We start from the raw sequence: 20,362 nt of genomic DNA, 5'->3' as shown, positions 1-20,362 counted from the left end.
TGATCTTGCCCTTGCGCATGACATGCACAAAGGGTGCTTGTCATGCGTCCAGACGCGCGACAAGAACGTTCTGCGCATGTCATGCGTTGCGGCGCCGGGCGGTCGCCGCCAGCAGGGGGAGGACGCGGTGGGGGATGCGGTTGGCCAGGGCGATGGTGGTGGCACTGCGGCGGATGGAGCCCTCGGCCAGCACCAGATCCAGCACGCGTTGCAGGTCGGCGTTGGAGCGGGCCACGATGCGGCACATCATGTCGGCGTCGCCGGAGATCGTGTGCGCCTCGAGTACCTCGGGGATCCCGGCCAGGTGGGCGGCCACCGCATCGTGGCCGCGGCCCTGCACGATTTGCAGCATCACGAACGCGGAGACCGGGTAGCCGAGCGCCACCGGGTCCAGGTCCGGGCCCCAGCCGGTGACGATGCCCGCGCGTTCCAGGCGATCAAGCCGGGCCTGCACGGTGCCGCGGGCGACGCCGAGGCGGCGCGAGCTCTCCAAGACCCCGATGCGCGGCTCGGCGGCCATCTCCTCGAGCAAGCGGGCGTCCAGGTCGTCGACCGGCACGGGGACTCCGTAACCTCGGGGACATCCATTCTGCACAGAAATTGGGCGACTGGCGTCTCTAGACTGTGCAAGTTGCCCAGCATTTCGAGATCTTATTGCACAGTCTGTGCCACCCGGAGGATGCTCGCGGCAAGGATCCCTCCGGAGGTCATCGCCATGAAGACCCGTCCGCACGTTGACGAGATCACCCGCCCGCGTGGCAGCGCCGAGGCCCCGGACGTCTTCGAGCTCACCGGTCTGGATCACCTGCGCTTCGAGGTCGGCAACGCCCGCCAGGCCGCGCACTACTACGCGTCGGCCTACGGCATGACCTGCGTCGCCTACCGCGGTCCCGAGCAGGGGTACCGCGACCTCGCCGAGTACGTCATGGAGAGCGGCACCGCGCGATTCGTGATCGCGGGCGCGCTGCGGCCGGGCACCGACGTCGCCCGGCATATCGCGGAGCACGGCGACGGCGTGCGGGACATCGCGCTGGAGGTGCCCGACGTGCACCGCGCCTACGCGGTGGCCACCGCTCGCGGCGCGGTCGGCATCGTCGCCCCGACGGTCAGCGAGGACGAGTACGGCCGGGTGATCAGCGCGGTGATCGGCACCTACGGGGAGACCCGGCACACCCTGATCGACCGCGCCGGGTACGTCGGGCCCTTCCTGCCCGGCTTCGTCGCCCACGACCCGATCGTCACCGACGGCCCGGCAATGTTCACCGCCGTGGACCACGTGGTCGGCAACGTGGAACTGGGCCGGATGGAGGACTGGGTCGAGTTCTACCGCCGCGTCATGGGTTTCACCAACATGGCCGAGTTCGTCGGTGAGGACATCGCCACCGAATACTCCGCGCTGATGTCCAAGGTGGTCGCGGACGGCTCGCGCAAGGTGAAGTTCCCGCTCAACGAGCCCGCGATGGGCAAGAAGCGCTCGCAGATCGATGAGTTCCTGGACTTCTACGGCGGCCCCGGTGTGCAACACATCGCGCTGAGCACGCCCGACATCCTCGCCTCGGTGGACGCCATGCGCGCGGCGGGCGTGGAGTTCCTGGCCACTCCGGCCGGCTACTACTCCGACCCCGAATTACGCGCGCGCATCGGCGCGGTGCGGGTGCCGGTGGAGGAGCTACAGGCCCGCGGCATCCTGGTCGACCGCGACGAGGACGGCTACCTGCTGCAGATCTTCACCCGCCCCGCGCAGGACCGCCCCACGGTGTTCTTCGAGCTGATCGAGCGGCACGGCTCCGCGGGCTTCGGCAAGGGCAACTTCAAGGCCCTCTTCGAGGCGATCGAGCGCGAACAAGAACTCCGCGGCAACCTCTGAAACGCCTTGCGTCCGAAGAAGTGTGGGTACCCGGACACTGTTCTTCGGACGTAACGGGGTTAGGCGGTTAGTTCCAGGCTGCTGCCGGTCTCGTGCTTGCGCACGTGGACGCGGGTCGGGATGCGTTGGCGTAGTTCGGCGACGTGGCTGACGATGCCGACCAAGCGGCCGCCCTCACGCAGTCCGTCGAGGGTGTCCATGACCTCGTCCAGGGTCGCCTCGTCCAGGCTGCCGAAGCCCTCGTCGACGAACAACGAATCCAGTCGGGTGCCGCCGGATTCGGCGCACACCACGTCGGCCAGGCCCAGCGCCAACGCGAGACTGGCCAGGAAGGTCTCGCCGCCGGACAGGGTGGCGGTGTCGCGGTCCACCCCGGTCCAGTTGTCCCGGGCCAGCAAGCCCAGCCCGGCGCGCTTGGCGCCCCTGCCGGCGTCGGTGTGCACCAATGAGTAGCGCCCGCCGGTCATCCGCAGCAGCCGCTGCCCGGCCACTGCGGCGATCTCCTCCAACCGCGCGGCGAGCACGAACGCGGACAGCGTCATGCGCTTGGTGTTGGCACCCTGACCGGCCGTCAGATCCGCCAGGCCGCGGACCACTGCGGCCCGCTCCTCGAGCGCCGGCACCGCCTGCAGCAGCGCGGTCAGCGCCGGTACTTTCTGCTCCAGCGCGTGCACCTGGCGCTTGGCATGGGCCAGCCCGGCGACCGCCCGCTCATGGTCGGCGGCGGCCTGCTCGGCGGCGGTCTGCGCGCCCTCGACATCGGCCGGAGGGTTGATCGCCACGTCCAGCTCCGGGTCGGCCAGCTGTGTCTGGGTAACCGCGAGTGCCTCGCGGTGCTCCCGGATTCGCCCGGCGGTAGCCGCCCGCCACGCCTCGTCGCGCACCGCGGCAGCGGCGGCGGTGAGCTCGGCGAACCCGGCCTCCACCGCGACCACGGTGGCCCGGGTGGTGGCGTGGTCGTGGTCGGCCAGCGCCCGGGTCAGCTCGGCGCGCGCGTCCGCGGCCGCGGTACACGCCACCGCCGCGGCCTCCGCGGCCGCCGAGGCGGTGGGCACGTCCGGGGCGCCGTCGAGGTGCTCGACCAGCTTGGCGCGCGCGGCCGCTGCCCGGCTCAGGTGCACCCCGGCCTCGCGCACCGCAGAGGCGGCGACCTGTTCGGCCTCGGCGCGTTCGGCGACCGCAGCGGCCAACGTCGCGTCCAACTCGTCGACCTCGCTCTCCAGTTCCTCCAGCCCGACCCCGCGGGCGCGCAGCCGGTCCCGCTCCGTCGCCGCGGCACCAGCCGCGCCCGGCAGATCCTCGGGCAGCACGTCGAGTTCTGTGCCCAGCGCGGCCACCAGGTCGGCCAGTCGCGTCGCCTGCCCATCGGCGGTGGCGGTGGCCGCGGCGAGCTCCCGACCGATCCGCTCGGCCTGCTCCCGGCCCGCCTCCGCGGCCGCAGCGGCCCGTTCCTCCTCCGAAGAGAGGCCTCTCTCGCTGACGCTCGAGGGGGCGACGCCGACCCGGTCCACGTTCAGCGCTGCGGTGACCGGGTGGTCGCACGAGCCGCACACCGGGCACGGGTCGCCGTCGGTCAGCCTCGCGGCCAACTCCGCGACCATCGAATCGAACCGGGCCCGACGGATCTCCAGGTGCACGGCGGCCTGGTTCTGCCAGCGCTCGCGGGCATCCAGGTGCTGCCCGCGCAGCTGCTCCACCACGATGCGCGCGGCTCTTTCATGCGCCTGCGCGGTCGCGGCGTCGGCGAACAGCGCGGCGATCCGGGTCCAGCGCGGAAGGTCCGTGACGGCCAGCCGGGCGGCGTCGCGCTGTTCCACCCGGCCGGTCCGCGCCACGGTCAACGACTGGATGTGCGCGGCTGCCGCCGCTGCGTCGGAGCGGGCGGCCACCGCGGTCTGCTGCGCTGCCGCCCCGGCCGCCTCGTCGGTGATCGCGCTGTCGAGCAGGCTCTGCAATTCGGTCAGCCGGCCGCGCCGGCGTTCGTGGGCGCCGGCCGCGGCGCGTAATTCGGCCAACGAATGCGCCACAATCCGGTCCGCGGCGGACAGTTGCGCATCGGCCGCGGACACCGCCGCCCTGGCCCCGGTCACCGCAGCGGCCGCGGTAGCCGCCGCGTCCAGCAAGGGCGCCAACCCGATCGCCGCGTTCGCCTGTTGTTCCTCGGCCACCAGGCCGGCGACGGTGTCGGCGCCCCGGGCCAGGTCCGCCGCGCGGGCCAGCACCTCTCGTCGGCGTTGCTGACGGCCCGCCAGATTCCGAGTGGCCTCGGCCCGACCACGCGCGGTCGCCACGGTGGTCGCGGCCGCGCCGAGCGCCCGTTGCGCGTTGTCCACCGCGGCTCGGTGCTGCCAGATCAAGTCAGTGCCCCAGACGACCTCGGGCACGTCGGCAGGCGGGTCGATCTCGGCGAGCTGCGCGACCAACGCGGCCTGCACCTCGATGGCGTCACGGTGCCGTTCGCAGTCCGCATTGGCCTCGCGGCGGCGGGCCGCCAACCAGTCCTCGACCTTGCCGAACCGGCCGGCGTCGAACAGTTTCTCCAGCAACTCCCCGCGCCTCTCCGCGTCGGCGCGCAGGAAGCCGGCGAACTCGCCCTGCGGCAGCAGGATCACCTGGAAGAACTGCTCGGCGGACATGCCGAGGCGGTCCGCGATCTCCTGGTCGGCCTCGCCGACCCGGCTGGACAGCGACGTCCATCCCGCCCCCGTCCACTCCTCCAGGTGCACCTTGGCCTGTTCGGTGGTGGTGCCGGTGCCGCGCTTCTTCGCCCGCGCCTGCTCGGGGGAGCGGGTGATGCGCAACCGCCGCTCGCCCAGCGTCGCCTCCAGCGTCACCTCGGTGCGCAGCTCGGCAGCGGCATGGTCCGAGCGCAAACGTTTGGCGGTGCCGCGCTCGCCGGGCACCCGCCCGTAAAGCGCGAAACCCAACGCGTCGAGCAGGGTGGACTTGCCGGCACCGGTCTCGCCGTGCAGCAGGAACACGCCGCCGCCGGCGAGGGCGTCGAAGTCGATGGTGGCCGTGTTGGCGAAGGCACCGAATGCCGTGACCTGCAGGCGATGCGGCCTCATGCCACGACCCGTTCGGTGGTCACGGATTCCTCGGTGTCCGCGCCGCGCCGCACCGCCTCGAAGGCGTGCTCGAGCAGCGTTGTTTCGGCGGGCTCCGCGGCGGTGCCGCGCACGTGCGCGACGAAATCCACGGCCAGTTCCACGTCGGTGCGCCCGATCAACCGCTGCCGGTAGCCGCGTTGGTCCCCGGCGGTGTCGGCCGGTTCCCAGGCGAGCACCAGCGTGTGCGGGAAACGGGTGCGCAGCCGGTCCATCGCGGCTTCGGGACGTGCGGCGTCGGTCAACGTCACAGACACGAAATCGCCCTCGACCGCGGCGTGCGCGGGATCGGTGAGCAACTCGGTCAACGAGCCGCGTAGCAGGGACAATCGCCGCGGCGCCGGCGCCGGCACCTGCACGACGTGGCCCAGCCCGTCCGCGCCCAACTCCACCAGCCAGCTGCCTTTGCTGTGCCCGGCCTCGGAGAAGGAGTAGGCCAGCGGCGAGCCGCTGTAGCGCAACTGCGGGGCCAGCGTCTGCGGGCCGTGCAGGTGGCCCAGGGCCACGTAGTCGAACTCGTCGAACAACGACGCGGACACCGCCGCCACCCCGCCCACCGAGACGTCGCGCTCGGAATCCGACGCGGCACCGCCGTGCACCCACGCGTGCGCGAGCACCACCGAACGCACCGGGCCGCGGTCGCCCAGGTCGGCCCGCACCGCGTCCAGCGCGGCACCGAGCACCGCGGTGTGCGTGCCGCCCGGCAACTCGGCGGCCACTGCGGCCGGCTCCAGATAGGGCAGCGGGTACAGCGCCACCGGACCGTGCTCATCGGCGACCAGCACCGGATCGGCGACGCCGTCCACTCGGGTGCGCAGGTGCACGCCGGCCCGGTCCAGCAGCCGCGCACCGACCCCGAGACGACGGGCCGAGTCGTGATTGCCGCTGATCAGCACCACCCGGGCGCCGGCGTCGGTGAGCCGGTGCAGCGCCTCGTCGAACAGCCCGACCGCCTCTACCGGGGGCAGCGCCCGGTCATACACATCCCCGGCGACCAACACGGTGTCCACGCGCTCGGTGCGCACGGTTTCCACCAGGTGATCGACGAACGCGGCCTGCGCGCCGAACAGATCGGCCCGGTGCAGGTTGCGCCCCAGATGCCAGTCCGAGGTGTGCAGCAATCTCATTTCCCGAAAGTAGGACGCGGCACCGACAAATTTCCGCAGCGGCACGCCTCACCCGTCACAAGCTTGCCGAAGGCCTTTTCACCTGCATTTTCGTGATCTTGACGGGCGCAGAGCGTCGATCAGGATGCGTAACCCGTCGAGGTGTCCGCGGAGATCTGCCGGTTGGTCAAGCAGGCCTGAGCCACCCCCGGCCTCGGATGCAACGATGGGTGCATGTCCGTGGCACCCACCGAGGTCGAACGGCCGGAGGGAGAGGTCCTCATCCGGCCGGACACGGACACGCCATGGGTGACGATCGTCTGGAACGACCCGGTCAATCTGATGTCCTACGTCACGTACGTCTTCCGGGCCTACTTCGGGTACACCAAGGACCACGCCACCAAATTGATGATGGACGTGCATCAGGCGGGCCGGGCGGTGGTGTCCAACGGCAGCCGCGAGGAGATGGAGCGCGACGTGGGGGCCATGCACGGCTACGGGTTGTGGGCCACGTTGCAGCAGGATAAATAGATGTCGGGACGGATCAAGAGGGAACGCGGCGGATCGGTCGTGATCACCCTGGCCCCCGGCGAGGCGGAGGTCATTCGCGGGGCCTTCGGCGACCTGCTGGAGTTGTTCGACTCGCACGCCGCCGCCACGAGCCCGGCGCAGGAGATCGCGCCCGGCTTGCGCGACCCGTTCGGCTCACCCGGCTCGGACGTGCCCCCGGACGACCCGGCGCTGGCCCGGCTGCTGCCCGACGCCTACCCGGATGACCCGGCCGCGGCCGCGGAGTATCGGCGGTTCACCGAGAACGACCTGATGGCCGGCAAGCGCGCCAACATCGCGGTGCTGCTGGCCGGGCTGGATCAGATCGGTCCGGACGGGCGGTTGCAGGTGCCCGCTGCCCGGGTACCGGCCTGGTTGGTTGCGCTCAACGACCTGCGCCTGACGTTGGGCACCCGGCTGGAGATCGAGGAGGACTACGAGGCGGCGATCGCGGCGTTGGCCGACGACGATCCGCGGCTGCCCGCCTACGCTCTGTATGAGTGGCTGACGTGGCTGCAGGACAGTTTGATCCGCACGCAACGGTAACCTTGCCCCTGTGCTGGAGATTGACGAGGCGATCGTCGACGCCATCGTGGCGCACGCCCGGGCCGACCACCCGGACGAGGCGTGCGGTGTGGTTGCGGGCCCGGTCGGGTCCGACCGCCCCGAGCGTTTCATCGCGATGGCCAATGCGGCCCGCTCGACGACGTTCTACGAATTCGACTCGCGCGATCTGCTCACGCTCTACCGGGACATGGACGACCGGGACGAGGTGCCCGTGGTGATCTACCACTCACACACCGCCACCGAGGCGTACCCGTCGCGCACCGACATCTCCTACGCCTCCGAACCGGACGCGCACTACGTGCTGGTGTCCACCCGCGAGCCCGACACCCACGAGTTCCGCTCGTTCCGGATCGTGGAGGGGGAGGTCACCGAGGAGCCGGTGAAGGTGATACCCGCAGTCTGAGCTGGAATGTCCCGCCGGGTGCCGGCGGTTGTCCGTACAAGAAACCGTCCGACGACGAAGCAGGAGCCATGGCAATCGAGGTCCGAATCCCGACGATCCTCCGGCAGTACACCGACGGCGCGAAGGCCGTTGAGGGCGCCGGCGGCACCCTGGACGAACTGTTCGACGACCTCGAGTCCCGCCATGGCGGCCTGCGCGCCCGCTTGGTGGACGAGAACGGCCTGCGCCGTTTCGTGAACGTCTACCTCAACGACGAGGACGTGCGCTTCCTCGGCGGGCTCAAGACCGAGCTCAAGGACGGGGACAGCGTGACCGTTCTCCCCGCCGTGGCCGGCGGCTGACCCGTTGCGTTTCGACTCACTGCTGGACTCCGTCGGTCGTACGCCCCTGGTGGGGTTGCCGCGGCTGTCGTTGTCGCCGGATGTCCGGCTGTGGGCCAAGCTCGAGGACCACAACCCCACCGGGTCGATCAAGGACCGCGCGGCGCTGCGCATGGTGGTGGAGGCGGAGAAGGAGGGGCTGCTGCGCCCCGGCTGCACGATCCTGGAACCGACCAGCGGCAACACCGGAATATCCCTGGCCATGGCGGCCAAGCTACGCGGCTACCGCATCGTCTGCGTGATGCCGGAGAACACCTCCGAGGAACGCCGCCAACTTCTCGGCATGTACGGCGCGGAGATCGTCTCCTCGCCCGCCGCGGGCGGCTCCAACGAGGCCGTGCGGGTGGCCAAGCGACTGGCCGAGGAGCACCCGGACTGGGTGATGCTCTACCAGTACGGCAACCCGGCCAACGCGCAGGCGCACTACGAGGGCACGGCCGCGGAGTTGTTCGAGGACCTGCCCTCGATCACCCATTTCGTCGCCGGGCTGGGCACCACCGGGACGCTGATGGGCGTCGGCCGCTTCTTCCGCGAGCACAAGCCCGAGGTGCAGATCGTCGCTGCCGAACCGCGCTACGGCGAACTCGTCTACGGCCTGCGGAACCTGGAAGAGGGCTTCGTGCCGGAGCTCTACGACGCGTCCCTGATCGACGCCCGGTTCTCCGTCGGTCCGCGGGACGCGGTGCGCCGCACCCGTCAGCTGATCGAGGAGGAGGGCATCTTCGCGGGCATTTCCACCGGCGCCATCCTGCACGCGGCGCTGGCCCAGGCGGCCAAGTCGCAGGCCGCGAACGAGCGGGCGGACATCGCGTTCGTGGTCGCCGACGGCGGCTGGAAGTACCTGTCCACCGGTGCGTACTCCGGGACGATCGCCGAGGCCGAGGAGCGGCTGGAAGGTCAGCTCTGGGCCTGAGCTCCCGGGAACACCGGCAACGCGGCCAGCCCGTTGAACAGCAGGCTCGGATTGCGCTCCAGGGCTTCGGGTGCCACGGCCAGGCGCAGGTCGGGGAAGCGATCGAACAAACGCACCAGGGCCACGCGTCCCTCGATGCGGGCGAGGGCGGCGCCCAGACAGTGGTGCACCCCGTGACCGAACGTCAGATGCTGGTTGGGCGTGCGGGCCAGGTTCAGTCGCTCGGCCTCGGCCAGCACGTCGCCGTCCCGGTTCGCGGCCAGCAGGCCGATGAACACCAGGTCCCCGTCGACGATCCGGGTGGCGCCGATGTCCAGTTCGCAGCTCGCCCGCAGCGGAAACGTCATCTGCAGCGGTGGGTCGAAGCGCAACAACTCCTCGACTGCCACCACCGGATCCGCGCGCAGCGCCGCTAGCTGCTCCGGGTGGGTCAGCAGGCACCGCACCCCGTTGCCGATCAGGTTCGAGGTGGTCTCGTGCCCGGCGCCCAACAGCAGCACGATCATCGAGGTGAGTTCGTCCTCGGACAACCGATCGCCGGTCTCGCGCACCGCGATCAGCGAGCTGAGCAGGTCCGGTCCCGGTTCCTCCCGCCGCAGGGTCACCACCGCGCGGATCAGCTCGACCAGACGCTGAAAGGCCGCGATGAACTCATCGGGCGGTGCGAATGACGCGGCGAACACCGAGGTGAAACAGCGGTGGATGTCATCCCTCCAGTCGATCGGCACGCCGAGGATCTCGAAGATCACCGTCAACGGCAGGGGATAGGCGAAGCACTCCATCAGGTCGACCGCGACGTCCGGCGCAGCGCCCGCCATGGCGTCGAGCAGCTCCTCGGTGAGTTCGCCGACCCGGGACTCCAATGCCCGGGCCTGGTGCCGGCTGAACGCCGAGGTGACCAGGCGCCGCAGCCGCGCATGGGGCTCCCCGTCCATGTTGAGCATGTGCTGGCCCGTCGCGGGCGCGAGCTCGGGCACCAGCTGGAGGGCCAAGCGTCGGGGGCCGCTCGGGAACTTGTGCAGCCGCGGGTCGCCCAGGGCCTGTCGCACCTCGGCCCATCCGGTGACCAACCACACCTCGCCGACGCCGGCCAGATCGACGCGCTGCACGGGGCCGTGCCGGGCCGCGTCCGCATAGGCAGCGATCCGTTGGCCGCCGGCCGCGGCGGTCGCCGGATCGAACCCGCGCACGGTCATGCCGACCTCCGCCCGTAGGGGGCTTCGCGCCCATCCAACCGGCCCGCTCGACGTCGGTGCAAGGTAGTTGGCAGGATGCCCGGCATGACGGATCGATTCGAGGTCTCCCGCATCATTCCGGCCGACGCATCGGCCATCTTCGCGGTGCTCTGCGACCCCCGCGGGCACCTGGCGATCGACAGCTCCGGCTCGATCATGTCCGTGGTCGACGAGAAACCGGTCAGCGGCGTCGGCGACACGTTCGGTCTGAAGATGCACCGTGAGGCCATCAACGACCTGCCGCTCGGGCGCTACGACGTGACGGTGGTCATCACGAAGTTCGAGCAGGATCAAGAGATCCAGTGGACCGTCGAATCGCCGCTGATCGACACCCCGATCCACCACTTCTACGGCTACCGGCTGCGGCCCACCGAAGACGGTACCGAGGTGACGTCCTACTACGACTGGTCGCAGGTCGGCGCCTGGCAGGACCGGGAGATCCCGGGGCTGGGTGTCGTCCGCTTCCCGATCATCCCGGAGGCGACCCTGCGCAACACGCTGGGCATCCTCGAGCGCACCGTCGTCCAGGGGTAGCGCGGCCTCAGACGTACATGCCCTCGCGCAGGTTGATGCCGTACTCGACGTAGGCCTTCATCGCCGCGAGCATCTGCGACCAGCCCATGCAGTTGCCGTAGGACGCGGCCAGTCCCTCCGGGCCCGGCTGCCAGCCCTCCTCGGTGACGGTGACCAGGGTGCGGTCATCGCCGACCGGTTCGAACCCGATGGTGACCTCGGTGTGTCCGTCGATCGCCGGTGCCTGTGCTGCCCAGCGCAGCACGACGCGCGTGTTCGGCACCACGTCGACCACCTCCACCGGGAATGCGCCGGGGAAATCGTGGAAATCCCAGGTGACGGTGGCGCCCTTCTCCAGCCGGCCCGTGGCGCCGCCGGTGGTGAAGTACCCCGACAGCTGATCCGGGTCCACCACGGCCTCGAACACCGTCGCGACCGGGCGCGAGATGTGCGCCCGAACCGTGAACCGTAGCTCCATCGGACTTGCCTCCTCGTGTTATATATTTACAACATGACACAGGACGAGCAGTCCGACAAGGTCTTCCGGGCCCTGGCCTCGGCGACCCGCCGGCGGCTGCTCGACCGGTTGCGCGATGGACCGCGCACCACCGGGGAGTTGTGTGCCGCATTCGGCGATCTGGACCGGTGCACGGTGATGCAGCACTTGCGGGTGCTCGAGGAGTGCGACCTGGTGATCGTGGTGCGGCAGGGCCGGCAGCGCTGGAACCACCTCAACGTGCTGCCCATCAAGCACATCCACGATCGATGGATCGGGCCGTACGCGGCCCACGCCGTGGAATTCCTCGACCGCCTGGACGCGGCTACCACGGGGCGCTGACGCCGCATCATTGGTGACAATCGTGCCTGTTGCCGGCGCTACCGCAGAACGACGTCGTACTGTGGCGGCCATGTCGGACGCACCGATCGGGATTTTCGACAGCGGCGTCGGCGGGCTGACCGTCGCGCGCGCGGTCCTCGATCTGCTGCCCGCCGAGCCGGTTGTCTACGTCGGCGACACCCGCAATGCCCCCTACGGGCCGCGGCCGATCGCGGAGGTGCGCCGACTGGCGCTCAACGTCATGGACCATCTGGTCGCCGATGGCGTCAAGGCGTTGGTCATCGCCTGCAACACGGCCTCGGCGGCGGTGTTGCGGGACGCCCGGGAGCGCTACTCGGTGCCGGTGGTCGAGGTCATCCGGCCGGCCGTGCGCCGGGCCGTGACCGCGACCCGCAACGGCCGGGTCGGGGTGATCTGCACGCAGGCCACCAAGACCTCGCAGGCCTACGAGGACGCCTTCGCCGCGGCACACGACCTGCAGTTGACGGTGACCGCCTGCCCGCGGTTCGTGGAGTTCGCCGAGCGCGGGCTGACCGCCGGTCCGGAGGTGAGCCGGGTGGCCGCGGAGTACCTGGCGCCGCTGATCGAGGCGGACGTTGACACCGTGGTGCTGGGCTGCACGCACTACCCGCTGCTGGCCGGCGCCATCGCGCACACCCTGGGTGATTCGGTGACGTTGGTGTCCAGCGCGGAGGAGACCGCAAAGGACGTCTACCGGGTGCTGGTGGACGCGGGCCTGGCCCGCGCCGCGGACGCGCCCGAGCCGCGTCATCGGTTCCTCGCCACCGGTGACCGGCAGCCGTTCGCCGCGGTGGGCCGGCGCTTCCTCGGGCCGGACCTCGGCGTGGTCGAAGCGCTGGGCGACGTCGAGGTCATGGGAGCCATCGCGTGAGGCTGACCGTCGTCGGTTGCTCCGGATCGTTCGGTGGGCCCACTTCGGCGACCTCGTGCTACCTGTTGGAGGCCGACGGCTTCCGGGTGCTGCTGGACCTTGGCGCCGGGGCGCTGGGCGAACTGGCCAAGCACACCGACATCTATGGCATCGACGCGATGGTGCTGTCCCACCTGCACCCCGACCACTGCATCGACATGTGCGGCTACTACGTGGCCCGCAACTACCGTCCGGAGGGCGCGGCCCCCCGCATCCCGGTGTGGGGGCCGGCGAGCACGCCCGGCCGGATGGCCGCCGCCTACGGGTTGCCCGAGGACCCCGGCATGACCGAGGTATTCGACTTTCGCGCGTTGAGCGCCGGCGCGATCTTCGAGATCGGGCCGCTGCGGGTGACCGTGGACCGCACGGTGCATCCGGTCGAGGCCTACGCCATGCGCATCGAGCACGACGGCAAGGTGTTCACCTACTCCGGCGACTCCGGCGTCTGCGAGGACCTGGTCAAGCTTGCCCGCAGCAGCGATCTGTTTCTGTGCGAGGCGTCCTTCCACGAGGGCCGTGACCTCGCCCCGGACATCCACCTCACCGGCAAGGAGGCCGCCGAGCACGCCGAGCGGGCGGACGTGCCGCGCCTGCTGCTCACCCACATCCCGCCGTGGAACGACCCGGCCCGCACACTGGCCGAGGCCGCCGATTTCCCCGGCCACGTGGACCTGGCCTGCCCCGGTGCCACCTACGACATCTAGCCCTTGACGTCCGGCTGACACGGCGTAAGAGCGCCGCGTCAGCCGGACGTCAGGTGGGGTCTGTAGGGTCGCGGGCGTGGAACGTCCCGGCGGCCGCGCGGCCGATCAACTTCGTCCGGTGACCATCACCCGCCACTGGCTGGAGCACGCCGAGGGATCGGTGTTGGTGGAGTTCGGGCGCACCAAGGTGCTGTGTGCGGCCAGCGTCACCGAGGGGGTGCCACGCTGGCGAAAAGGCAGCGGACTGGGCTGGGTCACCGCGGAATACGCCATGCTGCCGCGGTCCACCAACACCCGCAGCGATCGCGAGTCGGTGAAGGGACGCCTCGGCGGCCGTACCCAGGAGATCTCCCGGTTGGTCGGGCGCAGCCTGCGCGCGGTGGTCGACTACAAGGCGCTCGGGGAGAACACCATCGTGCTGGACTGCGACGTGCTGCAGGCCGACGGCGGTACCCGCACCGCGGCCATCACCGGCGCATATGTGGCGTTGGCCGACGGCATCAGTTGGCTGCGTGAGCGCGGCGCGCTGCGCGGGGAGCCGCTGCGCGACTCGGTGGCCGCGGTCAGCGTCGGGGTGTCCCTCGGCGTGCCGGTGTTGGACCTGGAGTACGTCGAGGACGTCGCGGCGGACACCGACATGAACGTGGTCTGCACCGGCGCGGGCAACTTCGTCGAGGTGCAGGGCACCGCGGAGGGCGCGCCGTTCGACCGGGCGTTGCTCGACACACTGCTGGACCTGGCGGTGGGCGGCTGTGCGGAACTGACGCGCATTCAGCAGGCGGCGCTGTCGGGGTGAACAGGATCGTGCTGGCCACCCGCAACGCGGCCAAGCTCGCCGAACTCGCCCGCATCCTGGCCGAGGCCGACCTGCCGCTGCAGGTGTGCGGGGTGGACGCCTTCGCCGATGTGCCCGAGGTGGCCGAGACCGGGACGACATTCGCCGAGAACGCGCTGCTGAAAGCGCACGCGGTGGCTCAGGCCAGCGGCGTGCCCGCGATCGCCGACGACTCCGGGCTGTGTGTGGACGCGCTGAACGGGATGCCCGGCATCTTCTCTGCGCGCTGGGCCGGGAAGCACGGCGACGACGAGGCGAACCTGGACCTGGTGCTCGGCCAACTGCAGGACGTGCCGGACGAGAGGCGCGGCGCGAAGTTCGCCTGCGCGGCGGCGTTGGCGTTGCCGGACGGCACCGGACAGTCCGTGCTGGCCACCATCACCGGCGTGTTGCTGCGGGAACGCCGCGGCAGCAACGGTTTCGGCTATGACCCGATCTTCCAGCCCTACGGGCACGAGCGCACCACCGCCGAGATGTCCGCCGCGGAAAAGGACGCGATCTCGCACCGCGGACAGGCGTTACGTCAGTTGCTGCCCGCGCTGCGTCGACTGATCGTCTGACCCGGCGTCGGGTCCCCCGAATGGCGGCCCTTGAGGGTTAGGGTGACGCCCATGTGGACGGCCTGGCTGCGGACCCTCGACGACTTCGGGGTCGTCGTCGAGCTGGCCGACCCGGCCGACGAGGCCACCATCGACGAGCTGGAGGACAAGCTCGGCCTGGATCTGCCACGGGACCTGCGCTCGCTGTTGCTGGAGACCGACGGGCTGGCCGACGACGAGGGCGGTGAGCCAGTCTGGCCGGTGGAGCGCATCGTCGAGGAGAACCTGGAGCTCGGCCGGGACGGGGACACCCCGGCGATGCCCGAGGGCGGGGGCCTCGAGGTTGACCTGCTGTTCTTCGGCGACACCGGGGGCGAGGATCTGTTCGCCTACCGGCTCGAGGAGAACCGCCCCGACGTTTACCTCTGGGTGGCCGACCGCCGGGAGACTCGCTGGGTGGCCTCGGACCTGCAGTCGATGTTGGACGCGTGGTTCCGCGAGACCGGGGACTGACGGTTTTCGGCCGGATCGGCGCCGCAGTCGGTACCCGACCCTGGCGGGTGATCACCGCCTGGCTGCTGGTCGCGATGGCGTTCAACGTGTTCGTGCCGCAGTTCGAACACGTGGTGCGCAACAAGAGCGCGCCGTTCCTGCCGTCGAACTCGGCGAGCGTGCGGGGCCTGCAGAGTATGGAGGCGGCCTTCGGTGCGCCCGGCGCGCACGGCTACGTCCTGGTCGTGCTGGAGCACCCCGGCGGGCTCACCGCCGCCGACCGGGCCTATCAGGGGCGCTTTGTGGCGGCGTTGCGGGCCGCTCCGGATCGGGTGCTGGACGTCCAGGACGACCTGACCGATCCGCTGTTGGCCCCCTCCCTGCGCAGCGCGGACGGTGCGGCGACCTACCTGCCGACCGCGATCCCCCCGCAGGTCGGCTCGCCGCAGGGGGTCCGCGACGTGCACTGGCTGCGGGATACCGCCCGGGCGCTCGATCCGCCGCCCGGACTGAACGTGCACGTGGGCGGTGACGTCGCGATGATCACCGACCTCATGGACAAAATCGAACACATCATGGTGCCGGTGACGGTGATCGCCTTGGTGCTGATCCTGGGCATTCTGTTGGGCATCTACCGGCGTCCGCGGCTGATGGCGATCCCGCTGGCGACCATCCTCACCTCCGTGCTCTGCGCCCGCGGTCTGATCTCGCTGGCCGGTGAGCACGGGATGCCGGTGTCCACCTACACCGACGCCTTCGTCGTGGTGGTGGTGTTCGGCGCCGGCACCGACTACGCCGTGTTTCTGATCAGCCGTCACCAGGAGGGCCTCGCCGCTGGGGCCTCGCCACCGGCAGCGGCACGGGCCGCGTTGGTGGCGCTCGGTCCGGTGCTGGCCGCGTCGGCGGCCACCGTCATGGTCGGCAGCGCGGCGATGCTTGCCGCGCGCCTGGCCGCGCTGCACACGCTCGGCCCGGCGTTGGCGTTGAGCATCGCGGTCACCGCCGCGGTGGCGTTGACGTTGACCCCCGCGCTGCTGGTGTTGACCGGGGACCGGGCGGCGCGGGCGGGCGGCGCCGGCTCGGTGCGCCGGTGGACGGCCACCGCGGATCTGCTGGCCCGGCGACCAGCAGCCGTGCTGGCGGTCGCAGTGCTGGTGCTCGCGCCGTTCGCCGCGTTCGCGGCCGGCGTGCACACCAGCGTGGACGAGAACGCCCTGCAACCGCACTCCAAGAATGCGCGCGCATTGGACGCGCTCAACGCGCACTTCCCACACCACGCCACGCTGCCCGATTTCTTCGTGCTGACCAGCCGCGCCGATCTGCGCACTCCCGCGGCACTGGCCGCGTTCGCCCGGCCCGCCGCGGCGGTGGCCGCGGTGCCGGGTGTGGCGATGATGCACAGCCCGGCGGACCTGCTGCCCCCGAAGGGAAAAAAGGGGTCGAAGATCGACCCGGCGGTGGCCACGGCGGCGCTCGCGCAGGTCGTCTCCGCCGACGGGCACACCGCGCGCATCCTGGTCAGCGGCGACGCCAACCCCCTCAGCCCCGCGGGCCGGGCCCGGCTGCGCGCCGAGCAGGCCGCGTTGCGCACCGCGTTGCCCGGCACCGCGCTGGCCGGCGCGCGGGTCGAGGTGACCGGGGCCGCCGCGTTCGGTGCGGACCTGCACGACCTGCTGCGTCGGGACCTGAAGGTGGTCGCCGCGATGGTGCTCGCCGCCGTCGTGCTCATCCTGGTCATGGTGCTGCGGGCACTGGTGGCGCCGCTGTATCTGCTGGCCTCGGTGGTGCTGTCCTATGCCGCGGCGATCGGCGTGACCGCGCTGGTGTGGCACACCCTGTTGGGCCGTCCACTGGTGTGGTTCCTGCCGATCGTCACGTTCGTGTTCCTGGTGGCCGTGGGCGCGGACTACAACCTGCTGCTCACCGCGCGTATCCGGGAGGAGACGCCCACCGGGGACCGGCCGGGTATCGCGCGCGCGGTGATCAGCACCGGCGGGGTGATCACCTCGGCCGGGCTCATCTTCGCGGGCAGCTTCCTGGCGCTGGTGCCCGCGCCCCTGCTGGACCTCTCCGAGGTCGGCACGGCAATCGCGATCGGGTTGCTGTTGGACACTCTGATCGTGCGCACGCTCATTGTGCCCGCCGCGGCGATGCTGTTGGGCCCGTTGAACTGGTGGCCGCGGCGACCTCAGCCGGAGGTGGTCGAGCCCTCCCGCGCGGACGGCCAGGGCAGGTCCAGCGCGGCCGGGGCGCCGGCGGGCACCGTGGGGTGATGCGGGCGCACCGGGTCCAGCCGCCGGTAGGGCTCACCCAGCGCGGGCCGCGAGTCGGCCTCGCCGGAGTTCGGCCAGAACGCCATCGCCCGCTCCGCCTGCGCGGTGATGGTCAGCGACGGGTTCACCCCGAGGTTCGCGGACAGCGCGGAGCCGTCCGCCACGTGTAAGCCGGGGTGGCCGTACAACCGCTGGTAGGCATCCACCACGCCGGTGCTCGGTGTGGCACCGATCACCGCGCCGCCGATGAAGTGCGCGGTCATCGGCAGGTCGATCAGCTCCCCGACCGAGCCCAGCGGGTCCCCGTCGATCTGCTCTGCGATCTTGCGGGCCACCTCGTTGGCCACCGGCAGGTACGTCGGGTTGGGCGCGCCGTGGCCCTGACTGGACGTCAGCCGCCCCCGCTTGGTGCGATGCACGGTGATCGAGTTGTCCACCGACTGCATGACCAATGCGATCACTGCTCGCTCCGACCAGTGCCGGGCCGAGAGTGACCGGAGGAACCGAATGGGGTGCGCCGCGATTTGGCCCAGCGCTCGGATCGGCCGCGGGATGCGGCCGCCGCCGTCCACCTGGATCGTGCCCAACAGCGCCATCGCGTTGCTGCCGCGGGAGTATCGGCACGGCTCGACATGGGTGTGCTCGTCCGGGAACCACGACGAGGTGATGGCCACCCCCTGCGTGAAGTCCCGGTCGCTGCCCGGCTCCGGACGGCGCCGGGAGACCCCACCGACGATGGCCTCGGAGTTGGTACGCGTCACCTCGCCGAGGCGGGCCGAAATATTCGGCAACACACCCGTGTCGCGCATGCGGTGCAACAACTTCTGGGTGCCATAGGTGCCCGCAGCGAACACCACCTGCTCGGCGGTGAATACTCGCCGGCCCCGACCGACCGTCTGACGCGTCGTCACCGCGTAACCCCCGGTGGAATGCGGTGCCACCGTGAGCACCGTCGTTTCGGGGTGTACCACAGCACCGGCACCTTCGGCGAGGGCCAAGTAGTTGGTGGTCAACGTGTTCTTGGCGCCGTGCCGGCAGCCGGTCATGCACGCGCCGCACTCGATGCAGCCCCGCCGGACCGGCCCGACGCCACCGAAGAACGGGTCGGGCACCTCAACGCTGGGTTCCTGCGCCCCGTCCCGGCCGAAGAACACCCCGACCCGGGTCGGGGTGTAGGTGTCGGCCTTGCCGAACTCCTCGGCCACGGCCCGCATGACCCGGTCGCTGGGGGTGTCGCTGGGCTGGGTGACCACACCGAGCATCTTCGAGGCCTGCGCGTAGTACGGGTCGAGTTCGGCCCGCCAGTCGGTGATGTCTGCCCACTGCGGGTCGCGGTAGAACGCCTCCGCGCTGGGTTGGTAGAGCGTGTTGGCGTAGTTCAACGACCCGCCACCGACGCCCGCGCCGGCCAGCACGATCACATCCCGCAGCACATGGATGCGCTGAATGCCGTAGCACCCGAGCCTTGGTGCGAACACGAAGTTGCGCACGTCCCAGGAGGTGCGCGGCAGGGTGTCGGCAGTGAACCGGCGCCCCGCCTCGAGCACGCCGACGCGGTAGCCCTTTTCGGTCAACCGCAGTGCGGTCACGCTGCCGCCGAACCCCGACCCGATGACCAGGACGTCGTAGTCGACCGCGCTTGAACTCACGCGGTGACCGGGGTCGTTCGCTGAACCTTGGAGAAGGTCATGTCCTCATCGAGATCGTTGCGCCGGAAGCCGGCGGCCATCTTCAGGTGGTTCTGGCTGACCTGCCACGGCCCACGGTCGCCGGCTTTCGGGAACAGCGCGATGCCGCGCGTCACGTAGCCCGAGCTCAGATCCAGGAACGGCTTGCGACCCACCTTGCCGGGTAGCGTCGGGGTGGCCACGTCGTAGCCGTGCGCGTCCATATGGGCCAGTAGCCGGCACAGGTAGCGCGCGGACAAGTCCGCCCGCAGCGTCCAGGAGTTGTTGGAGTAGCCGAAGCAGAAACCGAAGTTCGGCACCCCGGACACCATCATCGCCCGGTAGGCAACGGTGTCCGCCAGGTCGACCTCAACCCCGTCCAGGTCCAGGCTCAGGTCGCCGAACCGACGCAGCGTCAGACCTGTGGCGGAGATGATGATGTCGGCCTCGAGCACCTCGCCCGAGCTCAACCTGATGCCTTCGGGCACGAACCGGTCGATGGTGTCGGTCACCACCGAGGCGCTGCCGTTGCGGATGGCCTTGAACATGTCCCCGTCCGGCACCAGGCACAGCCGCTGGTCCCACGGGTGATAGCGCGGCTTGAAGTGCTTGTCGACGTACGCCTCGTCCTTCAGGAACGCCACCGCGCCCTTGCGGGCCAGCTTGCGGGCCAGGCCCGGCCTGCGCCGGGACAGCTCATAGATGCCCTGCAGCAGCGCCATGTTCTTCGCCCGCACCACCGTGTGCGCGGTCTTTGCGGGCAACACCTTCTTCAGCAACTCGGCGATGTGGTCCACCTCGGGCATGGCCAGCACGTACGACGGCGAGCGCTGCAGCATGGTCACGTGCGCCGCGGTGGTCGCCATGGACGGCACCAGAGTGACCGCGGTCGCGCCGCTGCCGATCACCACGACCCGCTTGCCCGCGTAGTCCAGATCCTCCGGCCAGAACTGAGGATGAATCACCTGGCCGATGAAGTCCTCGGCGCCGGGGAAGACCGGCTGATGTGGGGCGTCGTAGGAGTAGTAACCGGTGCACAGGTAGAGGAACTTGCAGGTGTAGGTGACTCCGGTGCCCCGCTCGTCGGTCTGCACCGTCCACCGGGCGGCCCTCGACGACCAGGACGCCGAGCGCACCGTGGTACCGAAGCGGATGTGCTGGTCGATGCCCGCGTCGGCCGCGGCGCCCTGCACGTAGGCGCGGATCTCATCGCCCGGCGCAATGGCCTTGCGACTGGCCCACGGCCGGAACGGATAGCTCATCGTGAACGCGTCGGAGTCCGAGCGGATGCCGGGGTAACGGAACAGGTCCCAGGTGCCGCCGATGGCCTCGCGGGCCTCCAGCACCGCATAGCTGCGCTGCGGGTGCTCGGTGGTGATCCGGTGCGCGGCGCCGATCCCGGACAGGCCGGCGCCGACGATAAGGACGTCGAGATCGTTCAAG

General features: G+C 70.5%; 21 protein-coding genes. 14 read left to right on the top strand and 7 right to left on the bottom strand.

Going from position 1 to position 20,362, the window contains the following annotated elements:
* Positions 1-79: 79 nt before the first annotated feature.
* Complete coding sequence (locus VGJ14_10550; protein ID HEY2832855.1) at positions 80-559, bottom strand: Lrp/AsnC family transcriptional regulator; 480 nt, start codon at positions 557-559, stop codon at positions 80-82.
* Between the two features lie 156 nt (positions 560-715).
* On the opposite strand from VGJ14_10550, the gene hppD reads away from it, so the two are divergent.
* Entirely contained in the window at positions 716-1,867 is a 1,152-nt protein-coding gene (gene hppD / locus VGJ14_10545; protein HEY2832854.1) for a 4-hydroxyphenylpyruvate dioxygenase, read from the top strand.
* Between the two features lie 59 nt (positions 1,868-1,926).
* Here hppD and VGJ14_10540 read toward each other — a convergent pair whose 3' ends face one another.
* On the bottom strand, positions 1,927-4,935 hold the full coding sequence (locus VGJ14_10540; protein ID HEY2832853.1) for an SMC family ATPase: 3,009 nt from the start codon (positions 4,933-4,935) through the stop codon (positions 1,927-1,929).
* The gene (locus tag VGJ14_10535) at positions 4,932-6,101 is read right to left on the bottom strand and encodes an exonuclease SbcCD subunit D (GenBank protein HEY2832852.1); all 1,170 of its coding nucleotides are present in this window, start codon (positions 6,099-6,101) and stop codon (positions 4,932-4,934) included. The genes VGJ14_10540 and VGJ14_10535 overlap by 4 nt, the downstream gene beginning before the upstream one ends.
* A gap of 213 nt (positions 6,102-6,314) precedes the next feature.
* Between VGJ14_10535 and clpS the strand changes: the two genes are divergently transcribed.
* The 5 genes from clpS to VGJ14_10510 all read left to right on the top strand — a co-directional run bounded on the left by clpS (position 6,315) and on the right by VGJ14_10510 (position 8,892).
* Positions 6,315-6,611, top strand: coding sequence for an ATP-dependent Clp protease adapter ClpS (gene clpS, locus VGJ14_10530; protein HEY2832851.1), 297 nt, complete (start codon positions 6,315-6,317; stop codon positions 6,609-6,611).
* A complete protein-coding gene (locus VGJ14_10525) occupies positions 6,612-7,175 on the top strand; it encodes a DUF2017 domain-containing protein (protein ID HEY2832850.1) in 564 nt (187 codons plus the stop codon).
* 10 nt (positions 7,176-7,185) lie between these two features.
* Complete coding sequence (locus VGJ14_10520) at positions 7,186-7,599, top strand: M67 family metallopeptidase (protein ID HEY2832849.1); 414 nt, start codon at positions 7,186-7,188, stop codon at positions 7,597-7,599.
* A 68-nt stretch (positions 7,600-7,667) separates the two neighbouring features.
* Positions 7,668-7,940, top strand: coding sequence for a MoaD/ThiS family protein (locus VGJ14_10515; GenBank protein ID HEY2832848.1), 273 nt, complete (start codon positions 7,668-7,670; stop codon positions 7,938-7,940).
* A gap of 4 nt (positions 7,941-7,944) precedes the next feature.
* Positions 7,945-8,892 carry a cysteine synthase gene (locus VGJ14_10510; GenBank protein ID HEY2832847.1) on the top strand — a complete coding sequence of 316 codons (948 nt, stop codon included), beginning with the start codon at positions 7,945-7,947 and terminating at the stop codon, positions 8,890-8,892.
* Here the strand turns inward: VGJ14_10510 and VGJ14_10505 are convergent.
* The gene (locus VGJ14_10505; GenBank protein ID HEY2832846.1) at positions 8,877-10,088 is read right to left on the bottom strand and encodes a cytochrome P450; all 1,212 of its coding nucleotides are present in this window, start codon (positions 10,086-10,088) and stop codon (positions 8,877-8,879) included. The two genes, VGJ14_10510 and VGJ14_10505, sit on opposite strands and share 16 nt — an antisense overlap.
* 84 nt (positions 10,089-10,172) lie before the next feature.
* On the opposite strand from VGJ14_10505, the gene VGJ14_10500 reads away from it, so the two are divergent.
* Complete coding sequence (locus tag VGJ14_10500) at positions 10,173-10,661, top strand: polyketide cyclase (protein HEY2832845.1); 489 nt, start codon at positions 10,173-10,175, stop codon at positions 10,659-10,661.
* 7 nt (positions 10,662-10,668) lie between these two features.
* Here the strand turns inward: VGJ14_10500 and VGJ14_10495 are convergent, their stop codons facing one another.
* The gene (locus VGJ14_10495; protein HEY2832844.1) at positions 10,669-11,118 is read right to left on the bottom strand and encodes an SRPBCC family protein; all 450 of its coding nucleotides are present in this window, start codon (positions 11,116-11,118) and stop codon (positions 10,669-10,671) included.
* 33 nt (positions 11,119-11,151) lie between these two features.
* Between VGJ14_10495 and VGJ14_10490 the strand changes: the two genes are divergently transcribed.
* The 7 genes from VGJ14_10490 to VGJ14_10460 all read left to right on the top strand — a co-directional run bounded on the left by VGJ14_10490 (position 11,152) and on the right by VGJ14_10460 (position 17,252).
* Positions 11,152-11,478, top strand: coding sequence for a helix-turn-helix transcriptional regulator (locus VGJ14_10490; protein ID HEY2832843.1), 327 nt, complete (start codon positions 11,152-11,154; stop codon positions 11,476-11,478).
* A 70-nt stretch (positions 11,479-11,548) separates the two neighbouring features.
* On the top strand, positions 11,549-12,370 hold the full coding sequence (gene murI / locus VGJ14_10485; GenBank protein ID HEY2832842.1) for a glutamate racemase: 822 nt from the start codon (positions 11,549-11,551) through the stop codon (positions 12,368-12,370).
* Complete coding sequence (locus VGJ14_10480; GenBank protein HEY2832841.1) at positions 12,367-13,113, top strand: MBL fold metallo-hydrolase; 747 nt, start codon at positions 12,367-12,369, stop codon at positions 13,111-13,113. The genes murI and VGJ14_10480 overlap by 4 nt, the downstream gene beginning before the upstream one ends.
* A gap of 76 nt (positions 13,114-13,189) precedes the next feature.
* On the top strand, positions 13,190-13,909 hold the full coding sequence (gene rph, locus VGJ14_10475; protein ID HEY2832840.1) for a ribonuclease PH: 720 nt from the start codon (positions 13,190-13,192) through the stop codon (positions 13,907-13,909).
* A complete protein-coding gene (gene rdgB / locus VGJ14_10470) occupies positions 13,906-14,508 on the top strand; it encodes an RdgB/HAM1 family non-canonical purine NTP pyrophosphatase (protein ID HEY2832839.1) in 603 nt (200 codons plus the stop codon). The genes rph and rdgB overlap by 4 nt, the downstream gene beginning before the upstream one ends.
* A 51-nt stretch (positions 14,509-14,559) precedes the next feature.
* Positions 14,560-15,000, top strand: a complete 441-nt coding sequence (locus VGJ14_10465) for an SMI1/KNR4 family protein (GenBank protein ID HEY2832838.1) — start codon at positions 14,560-14,562, stop codon at positions 14,998-15,000.
* Complete coding sequence (locus VGJ14_10460; protein HEY2832837.1) at positions 14,976-17,252, top strand: MMPL family transporter; 2,277 nt, start codon at positions 14,976-14,978, stop codon at positions 17,250-17,252. The genes VGJ14_10465 and VGJ14_10460 overlap by 25 nt, the downstream gene beginning before the upstream one ends.
* Here the strand turns inward: VGJ14_10460 and VGJ14_10455 are convergent.
* Together VGJ14_10455 and VGJ14_10450 are read right to left on the bottom strand one after the other, a co-directional pair.
* Positions 17,168-18,901, bottom strand: coding sequence for a GMC family oxidoreductase (locus VGJ14_10455; GenBank protein HEY2832836.1), 1,734 nt, complete (start codon positions 18,899-18,901; stop codon positions 17,168-17,170). The two genes, VGJ14_10460 and VGJ14_10455, sit on opposite strands and share 85 nt — an antisense overlap.
* The gene (locus VGJ14_10450) at positions 18,898-20,361 is read right to left on the bottom strand and encodes an NAD(P)/FAD-dependent oxidoreductase (GenBank protein HEY2832835.1); all 1,464 of its coding nucleotides are present in this window, start codon (positions 20,359-20,361) and stop codon (positions 18,898-18,900) included. Before VGJ14_10450 ends, VGJ14_10455 begins: the two co-directional genes overlap by 4 nt.
* Between the last annotated feature and the right edge of the window lies 1 nt (position 20,362).

The sequence above is a fragment of the Sporichthyaceae bacterium genome (assembly GCA_036493475.1).
GTDB lineage: Bacteria > Actinomycetota > Actinomycetes > Sporichthyales > Sporichthyaceae > DASQPJ01.
Note: the sequence above shows the minus strand (reverse complement) of the source record. Positions and strands in the feature narration are given on the sequence as shown.

Coding starts and splice junctions, on each gene's coding strand:
- hppD (HEY2832854.1), top strand. CDS start 716: ATGAAGACCCGTCCGCACGTTGACGAGATCACCCGCCCGCGTGGCAGC.
- VGJ14_10540 (HEY2832853.1), bottom strand. CDS start 4,935: ATGAGGCCGCATCGCCTGCAGGTCACGGCATTCGGTGCCTTCGCCAAC.
- VGJ14_10535 (HEY2832852.1), bottom strand. CDS start 6,101: ATGAGATTGCTGCACACCTCGGACTGGCATCTGGGGCGCAACCTGCAC.
- clpS (HEY2832851.1), top strand. CDS start 6,315: ATGTCCGTGGCACCCACCGAGGTCGAACGGCCGGAGGGAGAGGTCCTC.
- VGJ14_10525 (HEY2832850.1), top strand. CDS start 6,612: ATGTCGGGACGGATCAAGAGGGAACGCGGCGGATCGGTCGTGATCACC.
- VGJ14_10515 (HEY2832848.1), top strand. CDS start 7,668: ATGGCAATCGAGGTCCGAATCCCGACGATCCTCCGGCAGTACACCGAC.
- VGJ14_10505 (HEY2832846.1), bottom strand. CDS start 10,088: ATGACCGTGCGCGGGTTCGATCCGGCGACCGCCGCGGCCGGCGGCCAA.
- VGJ14_10500 (HEY2832845.1), top strand. CDS start 10,173: ATGACGGATCGATTCGAGGTCTCCCGCATCATTCCGGCCGACGCATCG.
- VGJ14_10495 (HEY2832844.1), bottom strand. CDS start 11,118: ATGGAGCTACGGTTCACGGTTCGGGCGCACATCTCGCGCCCGGTCGCG.
- VGJ14_10490 (HEY2832843.1), top strand. CDS start 11,152: ATGACACAGGACGAGCAGTCCGACAAGGTCTTCCGGGCCCTGGCCTCG.
- murI (HEY2832842.1), top strand. CDS start 11,549: ATGTCGGACGCACCGATCGGGATTTTCGACAGCGGCGTCGGCGGGCTG.
- VGJ14_10465 (HEY2832838.1), top strand. CDS start 14,560: ATGTGGACGGCCTGGCTGCGGACCCTCGACGACTTCGGGGTCGTCGTC.